Origin of the sequence: Aquibacillus rhizosphaerae (assembly GCF_030282825.1) — a bacterium.
In the GTDB taxonomy this organism is placed as follows: Bacteria; Bacillota; Bacilli; order Bacillales; family Amphibacillaceae; genus Aquibacillus_C; species Aquibacillus_C rhizosphaerae.
In genome coordinates this window covers 1-15,879 of record NZ_JASTZU010000005.1, presented here as the reverse complement: position 1 = coordinate 15,879, position 15,879 = coordinate 1, and the positions used below count along the sequence as shown (strand labels likewise).

Sequence of the window (15,879 nt, the reverse complement as noted above, 5' to 3'; positions counted from 1 at the left end):
TAACTTGCTTGAACGGATTTTCTCTCTTCAATAAAAGAGCTATACTTAGCGGAGAAAAAATGCGAGACTCCAGTGGGAAAGGAACAGTCTGAAGGCCCCACAGTGAGCGGTATTTGCTCGCGAGGAGACTGAAGCGTTCCCCACGAAAGCGAGTGTTTTTCGTAGCGTTGGAGCGAGAACTCATCTTAGAAAAAATGCAAGGTAGTTAGTGCAAACTCTATATTTATTCTGATTTCAAAAGTAGCTAAAGCTATTCAGTTGTGTTTATCAAATAGGTAAGTAGAAATGCTAGGAAAAGTAATAATGAAAAAATATAAAATGGCAATGAATCAAGACCCATTTGTAATAAAGCAACAGCTAAAATGGGACCTAGACTAGCACCTATAAATAACACAAACGTATATAAAGAAGTAGCTAATCCTTTTGATTTTCCACCTAATTGCCCAACCAGTGAAATAAGTGTTGGTACTAAAATTGCAATACCCGAAACAAATACAACACTCATTATAATTAATAAAATCAAGTTATTACTCCACGCCAATCCTAATAGTCCAAGAATTGCTAGTGTAAACCCACCTCTAAGAACAAAATGGAATCCAAACTTAGTTACAAAACGACCAGTAAAAGGACATAACAACATACCGATGATTCCAATCGACCTAATAAAGAGAATATCTTCACTGGAAAATCCATATACCTCGCTACTTAAATAATTTTCCAGAGAAGTGTACATGCCGACAAAAGAAAGTAAAATTGTAATAGCAATCAGATAACATAAAAGCAAAGATTTTTTCTGAGCAATAACTTTGATTTGCTTAAATGGAGCAAGAATATTTCCTTCAGGTTGTTGCATGTCATCTTTTGGTAGTATTATAAGAACTAAGATAGTCGTTACAAAATAGACCCCTCCTACGAAATAGAAAGCATAATGCCAATGCCACCATTGATTTAATGTGCTGCTTAATACTTGTCCTATAATACCAGCCAATAGGAAACCCGTACTAATAAAACCAATGGTTGTTCCTCTTTTGTGCTTTGGGAACATATCACCTGTATAAGCCAAAGCAACTGGTGAAAAGGTGGCCGCTGCTGCACCCTGGATTGCTCTTAATAGTATAAGTGTAGATAGGTTTCCTGCAAATCCTACGCTAATAGTTGCGGCACTAAGTACACCTAATCCAATTACGATAATTATTTTCCTGCCATATCGATCCGATAATGCACCATAAAATAAACAGCCACCAGCAAAGAAAAGAGAAAAAGCACTTCCTGCCCATGCAGCTTCATGATTTGATACCTGGAAGGTTGTTGCAAATGTGGAGATAAGAGGGATTGTCATATATAAACCACACATAACGGTCATTGCAGCCCAAAATAAAACAAATGTCATTAATGAATAATTATATTCCTTCGAAGCAGCTACGGTTATTTCAGCATTCATGGTACTTCCCCCTTTTCTGTAAGTGCATTTAAAGTTCTATTATAGACGTGTCCAATGAAACTGTCATTGATTACGCATAATAATTCATAAGCTAGACTGTACATATAAAGTAACGACAAAAAACAAATAAGTGAACATCACTTATTTGTTTTAATTAACATTGTATTTAGTTTCCATTGATGGAAGTTACGCTTTTGTTGCTTAGGTTATATAATATTAATTTGCATAGGAAACAGATTTAGAAGTGGATTTTTTAATGTTAATAAGCAACATAAAAATCGCTATATGCCCATAAACTAAGTTTCCATAAAATAAGAACCATAAAAAAGATTCGGCTGGTGCGATGCCATTAGAAACAATGTTTAAAAACGCTAACCAAGCACCAAAAATAAATGGTATTTGAAATATAGCAGTTTTCTTCCAATTTTCTGACCAAAGCACAAGTGGTGTAGCACTAAATATCAGTAAAAAGATTAATAATATATCCATCATCAATGCCTCCTAATAGTACAAGTAAAGAAACTAATACTCTTGTAAGGGTTTGCATCAATTATAACATTATGTTCACAAAAATGTAACAGTTAATTCATATTTTTGTCACAATTATATATTGTTTAAAATGTAATTTTGTGTTCTAATAAAATGTAAAAAACTACTACCCCCTAATTATTCCCATAAAATGACAAGGTAACATTCAGATAAATTGGCTAATTTGAAAAAAATGTTAAAAATTTGTAGAAGATGTATACTTAGGGATGCTATCCTAGTAAAATATACTTATCTATAATAGAGTGGGAAACAACTTTTTTATTGTTCTTTTCAGAATAACTCTAGATCAAACGAACTATCCTCTTGAGATTTCATATCAAACTTCTAGATAGGTTTATGCTTTCCTCTCCATTTAAGTTTGAATCTCCCTCTTTTGTAAAACGATTATGCTATTTAATTTTGATTCAAGACTGGAGGTTGTTTTTATGGCAAGTGAAAAAATATTATTGGTTGATGATGATTTAGATATGACAAAAATATTGGAATTGTATATGAAGAATAATGGTTATGTAGTATATACAGCAAATGACGGACTAGATGCGTTCTCCATTATTGAACATACTCCACCAGACTTGATAATTTTGGATGTAATGATGCCAAATCTTGATGGTTTTGAACTGTGTCAGTTAATAAGAAAAAAAACCGACGTACCAATTTTGTTTTTAAGTTCAAAAGAAGATGATATGGATACCATTCTAGGTCTTGGAGTTGGTGGAGATGATTATATCTCGAAAACAACTAGCCCTGCTGTAATAGTTGCTAAGGTAAAAGCACACTTAAGACGTATGAGGGTCTTAGATAATGAAAAGTCCTTGAGCAATAGTAGAATTACACCGACTAGCCTTATTTCTTTTCCAGGGTTAGAAATTAACTTAGAAAGTGCAGTAGTAAGAGTGAATAACAAAGTTGTTAATTTATCTGCAAAAGAATATCAAATCCTATGTTTAATGGCAAGTAACCCTGAAAGAGTATATAGTATTGATAAATTGTTTGAATTAGTCTGGGGTGAAAAAGGTCTTGGAGATCACCGTACTGTAATGGTTCATATTAGCAATTTACGTAAAAAACTAGAAATGCATACAGATGATATCGTCTACATTGAAACAGTTCGTGGAATTGGCTACAAATTTCACGCGTTTTCAGATTCATTATTGTGAAAAGTTTGGTGTTTTTTAAAGAAAGATTCTACTTCTTGTGCGGTAAGCCCCTGACTTTTAGCAATTAAGATTAGGCTTAGCCATTCCTTATCCAATTGGTTTGAGTCACCATTGTTAAAACAATTCTCCTTTTGTGTAGTAATCATTTATATCCCCCTTTGCTCCGTACAATTATAAGTATAATTGAGAAAGTATAAGTTAAATTAAAGTATAATTAAAGTTTACTTAAAATTTTAATTTTTAGGGTGATGTATATATGAAAAATCTCTCAGGGTACCATATAATTGACAAATATATCGAGAATGATTCATTGGTTTTTTACAAGGCGCTTTCGATTGAATCCAATAATTTAGTGCTTTTAAAAGAAAGAAAAAGTCAACGCAATCATGATCAAACAATTGCTGAAAGTATCCACGAATACCATATGCTAAAAGACTTGAATATTGATGGTGTTCTAAAGCCATTAGAATTAAAGAAAAATGGACTCGAAGCATATATCGTTACAGAACAGTTTAGCGGAGAATTGTTAAGTGATTGGTTAGTTGACCATTCATTTGAGTTGAATTCTTTTCTAAAGTTTGCAATGAAACTTACTACAACGATTTTACACATTCACCAAAATCACATCATTCATAAAGCCATCCATCCAGAGCATATCTTATACAATTCAAAATCGAATGAATTAAAACTAACTGGTTTTCATCAATCAACAAAATTAATGAATGAAAACCAACAAACTTTATCTGCCTTTCAAGTAAAATATTCTTTGGATTATATTTCTCCTGAACAAACAGGGCGTATGAATAGAACCTTAGATCATAGAACAGATTTATACTCGCTAGGTGTTCTTTTTTATGAAGTAGTAGTCGGTAGTGTTCCTTTTGCTATGGAGGACCCAATGGAAGTTATTCATGGTCATCTAGCTCAAATGCCAATAGAGCCACATCAAATTAATAAAGATATACCACTGATTATCTCAAATTTAATTATGAAATTATTGAATAAAATGCCAGAAGACAGATATCAATCGGCCTTTGGCTTAAAAGAAGATTTAGAGAGATGTTTTACACAATTAAATACAACTGGTGAACTAGAAATTTTTACATTAGCAGATAAAGATTCCAATAGTGTGTTGGAGAAGCCTAACAAATTATATGGAAGAAAGTATCAAATCAAACAGATATATAATAGTTTTGAGCAAGTTCAAAAAGGAGTACCTATTCTCTTGTTAGTCCCAGGTCCTTCTGGAATTGGAAAAACTGCTTTAGTAAATGAATTGCATGCACCGATTATTAAACAGAGAGGTTATTTTATTTCCGGGAAATTTGTTCAGCTAGAAAAGCAAATTCCTTATGCGCCGTTAATCCAGGCCTTTCAATCGTTGATTAGACAGATATTAAAGGAAAGCCCTGAAAACATAAATGTTTGGAAAGACAAATTGATAGAGGCGTTAGGTGCTAATGCAAATGTCTTAGCAAACTTTATACCAGAAATAAAATGGATTATAGGAACTCCAACAAAAGAGAGTCCAGAATTACCTCCACAAGGTGTTCACCATAGATTTCGTTTAGCAGTTAGAAAATTTGTTGATGTTTTTGCTACTAAAGCACATCCTTTAGTATTGTTTCTTGATGATTTACAGTGGTCAGATGATGCTACGCTGGATTTAGTCGAACATTTATTAACAACTCAAGAAGATAGGTATTTATTTGTAGTGGGGGCTTATCGGGATAATGAAATCGAAATTGGACATCCATTTGAAGCATTATTGAAAAATATAAAAGATAAATCTATTACTTTTTATAACGTGCCTGTCGAACCGTTGGAATATAATCATATCCTAGAATGGGTGGAAGAGGTATTTTCAATAGATAATAAAAGCGCAGTCCCTTTAGTAGAAATCATGTTTCGAATTACGAAGGGTAATCCCTTTTTTATCATTCAGCTTTTTCAATCTCTATATGAAGACAAAGTGATTAGTTTTGATTCTAGTAAAGGTAATTGGCAACTGAAGTTGGATTCTTTAAAGTATATACCAGTTACGGAAACTATCTTGGACATTATAATTAAACGAATTGACCGACTACCAGAAGAAACAAAAAAAATACTGCAGCTAGCCTCATGTTTTGGTAATCAATTTAATCTTAAGTCATTAGCAACTATTGCTAGTCAAAGTTATAGTGAAGTAGCAGAAAAACTATGGAATGGTCTGGAAGAGGGACATATTATTCCTTTAGATGATCGATATAAATGGGTATATCCCGATGAGAATTTATCTGTATTAGAAGAAAATCCACCGTCTTATTTATTTATACATGATAAAGTGCAACAAGCTTTCTATTCATCTATGTCTGTAGAAAAACGTAAAAATAATCATTTGATAATAGGGCAAGAATTAGTAAAACATTTTACTCAAAAGGAAATAGACGAACATATCTTTGCGATTGTCAATCATTTGAATCTTTGTAGTGATTTATTGTCTAGTGAGCAGAGGGTCCAATTAACAAGATGGAATATAAATGCTGGGGAAAAAGCAAAAGGAGCTGCGGCTTTTGATGCAGCATTAAACTTTTTTTTTACAGGTAGCAAACTTCTAGCAAAAGATAGTTGGGAAAATCATTATGAGATAACACGTGATATGTTGACAGGGTTAGGGGAATCGCAATATTTGAACCATATGTTTGAGGAAGCAGAAAAAAGCTTTGAACAGCTCCTCTACCGTGTTAAAACAAAACAAGAAAAACTATCTATCTATCAATTGAAAATAACCTTATACACACATATTCATAAAGTGATGGAAGCTACGAATTCGGGATTGACTGGCTTAAGCTTATTTGGTTGGAAGTTCAAAGAAAACCCTAGCAAATTAGACGTAGCCAAAGAGTATATGTTAACAAAGTTTGCTTTAGGAAGAAAAAAAACAGAAGACTTATTAAACTTATCGCCGGTAACGGATCCTGATCAGCGGTTAATCATGAGAACCTTGATTAATACTAATGCACCAACTTATCATGTAAACCAAAATCTCGCTACCATCTTAATGCTTAGGGCTATCCGTCAAATGCTAAAATATGGGGATATGGATTTATCTGCACTCGTTTATAATAATTATGCCCTTACATTAAGTGCTGGATTTAATGATTATGATGGTAGTTATAAATATGGAAAACTTGCAATAGAACATGCTGAAAAAAATAGAGATACTGCATTGCAAGCAAGAGTCTATTTTGTATTCGGTACTTTTGTGAATCATTGGAAACATCATATTCGATATAACTTAGACTATTTGGAACGTTCCCAACAATTGTGTATCGAAACGGGAAATTTACATTTAGCAGGAGCAAACGGGCCATTTATTGCATTAGCTTTGTTTATAAAAGGAGAAAGTCTAGAAGAAGTTACTGAAGGAATTGAAAGGCAATGGAGATTTGCTAATAAAAATGATTATAGATTATCTAGTGATCTTTTAGAAGAATTGAATAACTGGATCACGTATTTAAGGACGCCTAAGGGTGTTCCTGAATGGGAGTTTGAAGCAATTACAGATGATGCATCTGCTGAGATTATTCATAAGACATTAAGGTTGCAAATGTCTTATTTATTTAACGAATACGGGATAGCCCAGTCCTTATTAAATGACTTAAAAAACTTGGTAGATGATACGCTTAAGCTTATGATAACACCAGATTATTACTTTTATCATTCGTTATGGACAATTAGATTAACGAGGCAAGGAAATATAAGTAGATTACAAGCAAAAAGAAAATTGAAAAAAAGTAGTATTAAGTTGAAAAACTGGACTAAACACTCGCCCGAAAACTATAGACATAAATACTTACTAGTTAAGGCTGAAATAACAGCCTTAACAGTAAAAAGTAATAGGATTATAACGTATTATGATCAAGCGATTTCACTTGCAGAAGAAAATGGGTTTATACAGGATGTTGCTATTGCAAATGAATGTGCTGGACATTATTACTTAGCAAACAATGTTGAACGATTAGCTATGACGTATATGACAGGAGCCTATGAAGCATATATAAAATGGGGTGCACAAAGACAAGCCGATGCACTTTATCATCAATATCCCAACCTTATCATGAAGTCGTTTAAGGAGTTTAAGAGTGCAAAAGTAACAGATAATAATTTAGACTTTAAATCGATGTTTCAAGCAGCACAAGTCATATCAGGGGAAATAATTCTTGATCAACTTTTAAGAAAAATGATGAATATAGTACTCATTAATGCAGGTGCTGAACACGCTTATTTTATCATGTACCAAGATTTGCAACTACAATTAGTTGCTTCAAATCATGTGGGCGTAGGAGTCGAGATACACTCCAATGCTATTCCAATCAAGCGTGTTATAAATTTTTCTACTACGATTGTTAATTACGTTGCTAGTACGCAAGAGTCGGTTGTACTGGAAGATGCAGCACAAACAGGTGCTTTTGTAGGTGATACTTACATAGTAGAAAATCAAATAAAATCTGTTTTATGTGTTCCGATATTGCATCAAAACAAATTAATTGGCATTTTATATTTAGAAAATAATCAATCATCCCATGTCTTTACAAGAGAAAGGATTGATTTACTAACCTTATTATCTTCACAAGTAGCTGTTTCAATAGAAAATGCATATCTTTATGCAAACCTTGAGAAAAAGGTAAATGAAAGAACAGAACTCTTAAATGAGGCTAATCAAAACTTAATTACTGCTAACCAAGAGTTAGCAGAAGCAAAAGAAATGAGGCGTCAATTACTATCTAATGTTTCTCATGATTTGCGCTCCCCTATAGCTGCTATCCAAGGTTATATTGATGCATTCTTGGATGGATTAGTAGAAGATCCTGATAAACAACGTGATTATTTGCAAATCATGAAGAAAAGAGTACAGTCCTTAGATGCTTTAATTCAGGATTTATTTGAACTAGCAAAACTTGAAAATGGTAAAAATGATTTTAATGTGGATGTTGTTCCTATTGATCAGTTATTTACTCATTTATGTAGTCAATTTGAATTAGAGGTTCAGCAAGCAGGTTTTGGATACAAGTGGGAGTTACCACCTTTAGGAAGTGTTGAGTATTTGTTAGTAGAGGTCGATATTCTTAGGATTGAACAAGTAATGACAAATTTAGTAATGAATGCAATAAACTACACAGATACTGGTTTGATTGAAATTACAATTCATTTTAACGATTCAAAAGAAGCAATAATAGGTGTAAAAGATCAAGGTTTTGGAATTCCGAAGTCAGAAATTCCATTTGTATTCGATCGTTTTTATACGAAAAGCAATCAGAAGATGACAAAGGGAAATGGATTAGGACTTTCAATTTGCAAAGAAATTATCACTCAACACAATGGTATGATATGGGTGGAAAGTGAAGAGGGTCAAGGGACAACATTTTACTTTTCGTTACCGATGTTTGATGTGGATTGGTTTGTTGAAGAAGATTTAGCAACATCGAAGAACATTTAGCGTGAATGTATAATTCTCTGGATTATAAAAAACCCTGTTTTCACATAATTTGTGAAAACAGGGGTTTTTTATTGATTGAGAAACTCTTTCTTAGTCTTTTTTGTAAAATCAGCCTGTGTTACGTAAACCGGCCGCTACACCATTAATCGTGAGAAGTACTTCTGTTAACAAGTCATCAGCTTTCTTATCTACTTCAGTTCCTGAGCGAAGTTCTGAAACCAGATCGACTTGGAACAAGTTAAGTGGATCTACTAAAGGATTACGTAGTCTCACAGATTCCTTAATATTGGGCTGGTTATCCAATAAATCAGATTGACCTGTTATTTTTAATACCATTGCCTTTGTTAAGTTATACTCTTCCGTTATTTGATCGAATATACGTTTTTGAATTGTTTCATCACTAACCATTTTAGTATATTCTTTTGCGGTTGTTAAATCAGCTTTTGTTAAAGCCATTTGCAAATTATTTATTGTTGCTTGGAAGAACGGCCATTTCTCATACATTTCTTGTAAAAGTTCTAAGTTACCAGATTTTTCAATGAATGTATTTAATCCCGTTCCTGCTGCGTACCATGCAGGTAATAGTTGACGACTCTGTGTCCAAGCAAATACCCAAGGAATTGCTCTTAAATCTTCAAATCTGTTACTGCCTTTTCGTTTCATTGGACGTGAACCGATATTCAAATCTCCAAGTTCATGTAATGGCGTAGCTTCATTGAAATAAGTCAAGAAACCAGGGTCATTAAATACAAGAGACTGATACTTGTCTAAAGCATAATCAGAAATATCGCTCATTGCCTTTTCTGCATCATTTGATGGCATTTGTGTACTCTCACTTGAGTTATCAATTCCCATGATTGCAGTCATCATAGTAGATGTAGCTTGTTCTAAACTACGATATGCTATATCAGATAATAAATAACGAGAAGAAAGTACTTCTCCTTGCTCAGTAATTTTAACACCATCTCCAAGTGTAACTGGTGGTTGAGATAACAAGCTTGAATATAGTGGTCCACCACCACGTCCTAATGATCCACCTCTACCGTGGAAATACTTCAACTTAACGCCAAATCGAGAAGCGATATCATGGATATCTTGTTGGGCTTTATATAATTCCCAATTAGCAGTTAATGTTCCACCATCTTTACTACTATCAGAATAACCAAGCATTACTTCTTGTAAATCACTTCGTGAAGCTAAGTGTTTACGGTAAAGTGGGATGTTGAATAGTTGTTCTACCATCTCTGGGCCATTCTTCAAATCTTCAATGGTCTCTAATAGTGGAGCCACATGAAGCTTACTAATTACTTCTCCATCTGGTAACACACGATACAAACCCGCTTCCTTAGCTAGAACGAGTACTTCCAACAGGTCACTTACCGTTTGCGTCATGCTAATCAAATAAACTTCAATTGCACGCTCACCAAATGTGTCTTGTGCTTTTTTAATCATACGAAATGTATTGATTACTTCTTGTGTTTCAGGAGTGAATTCATCATATATGGAAATCATCGGTCTAGGATCTTCAAGGATAGACGTCAATGTCTTCACTTTATCAGTTTCGCTTAATTGTTTGTAATCCGAATCAATATTTACAGTTTTAAGTACTTCTGAAAGTGCTGATTCATGCTCGCCACTATGGTTTCGAATGTCTAATGATGCTAAGTGGAAACCGAAAATTTCAACTTGACGAATCACTTGACGAAGCAATTTGATTGGATTGTTGTTTGGATGATGATTAGTTAAACTACTTTGAATTAGGTATAGATCAGATAAAAGTTCTTCCACTGACTGATAGCCTAATGAATGGTCTTCTTCTGTGTAATTTAATCTTTTCAGCATTAAAGATAATTTAACGCGATAAATCTCATCTTCTTTGTGCCAACCACTTTCTTCTAAAAGTTGTTTATCCGCATCAATCGATTGAATTAACTCCTGGCTAACATCAACTTTCTTCGCAGAATGACTTAAACGATCTTTTAAACTATCTAACGATTCTTTATATTTTCGCAGCACAAGTTTTCTGTGTGTTTTTAGAGTTTCAAAAGTAGTTGTTGCTTTGACGTTAGGGTTTCCATCACGGTCTCCGCCGATCCAAGAACCGAATCTTAGGAAAGAAGGAACCTGCCATCTTTGATTATACTTTTCATATAATAAGTCTTCCAAATCTTGATGAATCTTTGGTAGTACATCAAATAACACTTTGTCAAAGAAATAGAGTCCATTAGATACTTCTTTCATTACAGAAGGTTTTTTCTCTCTAATTTCATCTGATTGCCATAAAATAGTTATCTCATTATAAATGGTTTCTTGAATAACCTTTTTCTCATAACGTGTGTAAGCATAATCCCAATTTTTAAGTAAATCAGCTATCCGTTTATGAATTTGTAGGATGGTTCTTCGTGTTGCTTCGGTTGGATGTGCTGTAATTACTAACTCCAAAGACAATGTTTCAAGTAACTTTGAAATCATGTCAGGCGTTACCGAATTTTCTTGGAGTTTATTGATGCCGTCTTCAAGAGATCCCGGTTGTATAATATTGGCGTCTTGTGCTTGATATTCACGACGACGACGACTTCGGTAATTTTGCTCAGCTATATTAAAGATATGCAAATTAATCGAAAAAGCTCGTATTACACTTTGTCTAAGCGGAGGTTCTAATTTATTAATCTCATCTTTGATTTGAAGATAGACGGTTTGGTCCTGTGTTTCTCTTAATGTTTTAGACAATGATCGAATTTTATTTACCTTTTCTAATAATTCTTCTCCGCCTTCATGTAGTAAAACATTATCTAGAATTTTACTTAAATATTCTACATCTCTATGTAGGGAGAACGTGTTTTTATCTTCTGCTTTAATCTCCATCTTTCCACTTCCTTTCAAGAAATTATTGCTTTGGTTATTTATACTATCATCGCATGTGTAGTTATTAAATGATAGTATGACAATCTGGATGGACTAGCATTGCTTCTGTACTAAGTTAGAGAACTTGTGATTTGTTTTGACAAGATATGTATGCCCTTATCAGCATAAATACATTCTTTTAGGATATAGATTTATTAAACAATCACAGAATTATCTATCAAAGTAAGATTAAGCTTTTAATAAGCTAGTTTTTAAAGTGAGAGTTTTTAATGTTTTTCGGGGAAGGCTATATATTAAAGCCTATACAATCTACGACCGTGTGTTTCTTTCGTAGAAAATATATTTATATCATAACATGTTTTTTTGATAAAAATAACTAATTAGTCTGTAATATTTTCTGACAACTCAAAAATATATCGCAAATCTAGATGAATATTCACTTCAAACGTATAAATCGATTCTGTAATGAGATGAATAGTAATGATAGATAGATATATATTAAAACATTGCTATTATATGTATGTAAACGATAACATTTTTGATGATGGAAGTCTAAAAATAAGTTTTTTAATTTTTATATAAAAAAATGGGGGAAGGTGAGGTTTTTTTTGAAAATTTGGTATTCGAAGAAGGTTAAGTATAGTGTTAAAGATAAATGATTGTATCGTTAAAGTCAGTTTAGACTAACTTGGTTTTTGATTTTAATGTTAAATAATGAAGTTCATTAAGTGCCCTATCTAATTCTTGCGATATATGAACTACTTCTTCACTTAATTGATTTTCTTTATAGGATTCAAATAATTGTTTTCTTAAAGCTTCAATTTTCTTTTCACAATCTTCTGTCTCTTTCAAGATAATCACTCCTTTTCCAAAATATTCAGAGCTCTTAGTCAATAAGATGCAGTGGTCCGAAGATATACGAATATTTAGAATTATATCTATAAATATACTTTTTTGTGAACCAAAACACAAGACAAATAATGAATTTTTAAAAATAACTAATTCTATTTAATTATAACTTACAAAGAAAGTGCGTGTGTGGTGAATGTATGTAATTTAAAATTTCCAAGCAAAAGCCTTCATTAAGTTTCTATTTATAATAACTATTGTAGTTGACGAAATTGTTCAGGAGTCAAACCAACAATTTTTCTAAAGGAAGCAATGAAATGACTTGTAGACCTAAACCCCACTTTTTCACCTACTTGTTTAATGGTAAGTATCTTCTTATCCAACAGGAGTTGTTTAGCCTTTTTTATTCGAAGATGAACAAAATATGCATATGGTGAAAAGTTGAATGTGTCACGAAAAATCCCATGTAACTGTCGTGGTGACATGGCAAGTAATTGTGAAAATTCTTGTAGCCCAACTTCCGGATCAGAAATTTTATTATTCATAAAGTCAATAAGTGGTGCAATTTTTTCTATATTAGTAGAAACGTGTGAAAAGTCTTGTAATTTGGCATAGTTATTTATTATTAATAAGAATTGATATAAATAAGTTGAGGCATGTAAACCAAATATATCCTCATGCTTCTCTAACTTACTAATAAGAAGCATAATTTCATTCGCGACAGGACTTTGTTTTTCCCATTGAAAGCATACATTAGTTTTTAAACCGATATGTGTTAATAAATCTGAAACCATATCACCATTAAATGTTACATAACATGTAACCCATTTATCCGTTAGAGGGTAGTAGGTATGATTTTGAAATGGACTGAGCAATATTCCACTATTGGAGCTTAATGTAAACGTTTGTCCGTCAAAAACAAAGGCGCCTTTCCCTTCAATTGTTTGAAGCCAGTGATAATGAGGATAGCCGTGGGGTCTGTTAACTGTTTGTTCATTAGGGTTAATTCCAATACTTTCCGGATAAATAGGTAAAGCTTTTCGTCGGATTGGTGTTAGTACAAATCGTTTTAACTCCATTAATATTATCCCCCGTTTAATTGCCATATTCTTATATCCCTTACTAATATATTATATATAAAAGTGTTTTGAAACCGAATACAATGTAATTAAATTATATCATGGGGTGGGATAAAAGTGATTAATGAAAGGTTACCTAAAATATGGTATGGCGGAGATTATAATCCTGAACAATGGGATGAGAAAACGTGGGATGAAGATGTTCGCATGTTTAAATTAGCTGGGATTGATGTTGCTACATTAAATGTCTTTTCTTGGGCATTAAACCAACCAGATGAAGAAACTTATGATTTTGACTGGCTTGATGATAAGATAGATCGACTTTATAAAAATGGAATATATACTTGCCTTGCAACAAGTACAGGAGCACATCCCGCATGGATGGCAAAAAAATATCCAGATGTACTGCGTGTTGATTTCTTTGGAAGGAAAAGAAAATTTGGAGCTAGACATAACTCTTGTCCAAACAGTCCAACATACCGAAAATATGCAGAAAGGTTAGCTAGTAAATTAGCAGAGCGCTACAAAAATCACTCTGGGGTATTGATTTGGCATGTATCTAATGAATATGGAGGATACTGCTACTGTGATCAATGTGAGAAAAGCTTTCGGGTTTGGTTACAAAATAAATATGGGACAATTACAGAAGTGAACAAGGCTTGGAATACAAGGTTTTGGGGGCACACATTCTACGATTGGGATGAAATTGTCTTACCAAATATTTTAAGTGAAGAGCAACCAGGAGAGGTAAGTTTTTTTCAGGGAATATCATTGGATTACAGAAGGTTTATGTCTGATAGCTTATTGGAATGTTACCAATTAGAATACAATGCAATTAAACAACATACTAAAGACATACCTATTACTACCAATTTAATGGGGACTTACTTAGAACTTGATTACTTTAAATGGGCAAAAGCAATGGACGTAGTCTCTTGGGATAACTACCCGGGTATTGATACACCAGAAAGTATGACCGCAATGAATCATGATTTAATGAGAGGTTTAAAGAGTGGGCAACCATTTATGCTCATGGAGCAAACGCCTAGTCAGCAAAATTGGCAAGCTTATAATGCACTGAAAAGACCAGGTGTAATGAGATTATGGAGCTATCAAGCGATCGCTCGTGGTGCGGATACGGTTATGTTTTTTCAATTGCGACGATCTATTGGGGGAACAGAAAAGTATCATGGAGCAGTAATCGAGCATGTTGGCCATGAACAAACAAGAGTATTTCGAGAAACAGCAGCCTTAGGGACAGAACTGCAACATCTATCTGAGCAAATGGTAGACGCACGTGTTCATGCAAAGGTTGCAATCGTATTTGATTGGGAAAATCGTTGGGCAGTTAATTTATCAAGTGGTCCTTCGATTGCTCTAGATTATATCGAAGAAGTTCATAAATATTATGCTGCATTTTATGAACAAAAAATTCAAGTTGATATGATCGGCGTTGATGAAGATCTTAGTAAGTATGAGATTGTAATTGCCCCCGTGCTCTATATGGTTAAGAAAGGCTATGCTAAAAAGGTCGAAACGTTTGTTGAAAATGGTGGAACGTTTGTAACTACTTTTTTTAGTGGTATTGTAAATGAAAATGATCTTGTCACTTTGGGAGGTTATCCAGGTGAGTTGAGACAGCTACTTGGTATATGGGCAGAAGAAATTGATGCACTTCATCCAGATAACAAAAATAAAATAGTTATCAAAGAAAAAACAGGGAATTTGCAAGGGCAATACGAGTGTAATCTTTTATTTGATTTAATTCATGCTGAGGGAGCAGAAGTGATTGCTGAATATGGAGATGATTTTTATAAAGGAATGCCCGTGCTCACCAAAAATGCATTTGGTCATGGTAATGCATGGTATATAGCCTCAAGTCCCGACGATACTTTTTTAAATGACTTTGTTTCATCAATCTGTGAGGATAAGAATATTAAAACATTGCTGCAAGCTGATAGTGGTGTAGAAGTTTCTGAGCGTACCAAAAATGGACATAGCTATTTATTTGTTCTGAATCATGCGGATGAATCAAGGAATGTGTATCTTGGTGAAAGTGAAAGAACAAATTTGTTAACTGATAAGATACAATCTGGCACTATTTCAATAGAAGCAAAGCAAGTTATGATCTTGGGAAATCAACAATTAGGCGATTTATAATAATCAGTGGATGACTATTACTTTAAAAAGCGAGCTTTGCTCGCTTTTTTTTTGAAAGAACTGTTACTGAATAAAATATATAAAGTACGCCGTAAGACATTCTTAATTTTTTTGCATTCTTTCCAATTTGGGTGGTAATCCGGCGCTGCGGGAAAATACTCCCTTTCCATGGGGAACGCCTCAGCCTCCTCGCTCGCCAAGAACGCTCCCTGTGGGGTCTTCAGACTGTTCCTTTCCCATAGGACATTGAAATGACATCCATGAATTTACCCCACACGAAGAAAATGGCTCTTTATTTTC

Annotated in this window: 9 protein-coding genes; 3 read left to right on the top strand and 6 right to left on the bottom strand. The window is 33.6% G+C overall.

Translation table 11 applies throughout. From position 1 onward, the window contains the following. Positions 1 to 250 precede the first annotated feature (250 nt). Positions 251 to 1,441 carry an MFS transporter gene (locus tag QQS35_RS01150; RefSeq protein WP_285929883.1) on the bottom strand — a complete coding sequence of 397 codons (1,191 nt, stop codon included), beginning with the start codon at positions 1,439 to 1,441 and terminating at the stop codon, positions 251 to 253. Positions 1,442 to 1,657: 216 nt separating this feature from the next. Then, a complete protein-coding gene (locus tag QQS35_RS01145; RefSeq protein WP_285929882.1) occupies positions 1,658 to 1,930 on the bottom strand; it encodes a spore morphogenesis/germination protein YwcE in 273 nt (90 codons plus the stop codon). A gap of 485 nt (positions 1,931 to 2,415) precedes the next feature. Between QQS35_RS01145 and QQS35_RS01140 the strand changes: the two genes are divergently transcribed. Next, positions 2,416 to 3,147: a response regulator transcription factor gene (locus QQS35_RS01140; RefSeq protein ID WP_285929881.1), complete on the top strand. Its 732-nt coding sequence runs from the start codon at positions 2,416 to 2,418 to the stop codon at positions 3,145 to 3,147. On the opposite strand, the gene QQS35_RS01135 is transcribed toward QQS35_RS01140, so the two are convergent. Next, positions 3,120 to 3,293, bottom strand: a complete 174-nt coding sequence (locus QQS35_RS01135) for an anti-repressor SinI family protein (RefSeq protein WP_285929880.1) — start codon at positions 3,291 to 3,293, stop codon at positions 3,120 to 3,122. The genes QQS35_RS01140 and QQS35_RS01135 overlap by 28 nt on opposite strands. Before the next feature lie 110 nt (positions 3,294 to 3,403). Here QQS35_RS01135 and QQS35_RS01130 point away from each other — a divergent pair, with 110 nt between their 5' ends. Beyond that, positions 3,404 to 8,626 carry an ATP-binding sensor histidine kinase gene (locus tag QQS35_RS01130; RefSeq protein ID WP_285929879.1) on the top strand — a complete coding sequence of 1,741 codons (5,223 nt, stop codon included), beginning with the start codon at positions 3,404 to 3,406 and terminating at the stop codon, positions 8,624 to 8,626. A 108-nt stretch (positions 8,627 to 8,734) separates the two neighbouring features. Here the strand turns inward: QQS35_RS01130 and ppc are convergent, their stop codons facing one another. From ppc to QQS35_RS01115, 3 genes are all read right to left on the bottom strand, one after another. After that, positions 8,735 to 11,491, bottom strand: a complete 2,757-nt coding sequence (gene ppc / locus QQS35_RS01125; protein WP_285929878.1) for a phosphoenolpyruvate carboxylase — start codon at positions 11,489 to 11,491, stop codon at positions 8,735 to 8,737. A gap of 678 nt (positions 11,492 to 12,169) precedes the next feature. After that, positions 12,170 to 12,343: an aspartyl-phosphate phosphatase Spo0E family protein gene (locus tag QQS35_RS01120; protein WP_285929877.1), complete on the bottom strand. Its 174-nt coding sequence runs from the start codon at positions 12,341 to 12,343 to the stop codon at positions 12,170 to 12,172. A 251-nt stretch (positions 12,344 to 12,594) separates the two neighbouring features. Then, complete coding sequence (locus tag QQS35_RS01115; RefSeq protein ID WP_285929875.1) at positions 12,595 to 13,419, bottom strand: AraC family transcriptional regulator; 825 nt, start codon at positions 13,417 to 13,419, stop codon at positions 12,595 to 12,597. A 117-nt stretch (positions 13,420 to 13,536) separates the two neighbouring features. On the opposite strand from QQS35_RS01115, the gene QQS35_RS01110 reads away from it, so the two are divergent. Further along, positions 13,537 to 15,579 (top strand): beta-galactosidase, encoded by a 2,043-nt coding sequence (locus QQS35_RS01110; RefSeq protein WP_285929874.1) that lies wholly within the window; start codon positions 13,537 to 13,539, stop codon positions 15,577 to 15,579. Positions 15,580 to 15,879: the final 300 nt, after the last annotated feature.